Source organism: Mesorhizobium sp. M7A.F.Ca.AU.002.02.1.1 (genome assembly GCF_003998535.1).
Classification (GTDB): domain Bacteria; phylum Pseudomonadota; class Alphaproteobacteria; order Rhizobiales; family Rhizobiaceae; genus Mesorhizobium; species Mesorhizobium ciceri.
Map to the genome: position 1 here is coordinate 1 of NZ_RZPB01001452.1, position 546 is coordinate 546.

Below are 546 nucleotides of genomic sequence, written 5' to 3' on the forward strand. Positions count from 1 at the left end.
CGCCTATCTCGATGAGGCCGAACTGAAGGTCGGCCGCCAACTCAACGTGATATTGCGCAAAACGGCTGCGGCCCTGGCGGCAGGCGCCCACCAAACCGACGCAACCGAAGAGGCCAGCCGCGACCTCATCGCCGCCGGTTTCCAGAAGGTCGACTATGTCGAGGCACGCGAAAGCCTGACGCTTGCGCCATGGCGTCGAAACCGCGAAGGGCGTCTTCTCGCAGCGGCATGGCTCGGCAAAACCAGGCTAATCGACAATGTGGGGGTTCCCGCTGCCTAGCGAAGGCTCGATCCTCCGCGGCGGATTGCTGCCGCGCCTAGCTCTCGCTCTTTTGCCGGCCGGCCCTGACGATCAGGTGTCCCGCGACGATCCCAACCACCCCGGCAAAGGCTTTCACCAATGCATCGATGAGGCGTGCATGGCGACCGGGATCAATGAGCTGAAGCAGTTCCAGCATGCCGGCGATCACAGCCACAAAGATCACCACTTGATACAGTCGGTTGGGGAAGCCGACCGCGAGGGCGAAGCCTAGCAGGACATAAGCC

Annotated in this window: 1 protein-coding gene and 1 pseudogene; one reads left to right on the top strand and one right to left on the bottom strand. The window is 62.8% G+C overall.

The window, feature by feature from the left end; translation table 11 throughout:
* Positions 1-280 (top strand): pantoate--beta-alanine ligase (locus EN879_RS38310; RefSeq protein WP_206521120.1); only part of this gene is annotated, 280 nt, incomplete at its 5' end.
* Positions 281-317: 37 nt separating this feature from the next.
* Here the strand turns inward: EN879_RS38310 and EN879_RS38315 are convergent.
* Positions 318-546 (bottom strand): annotated as a pseudogene (locus EN879_RS38315) (hypothetical protein); the annotation flags it as partial.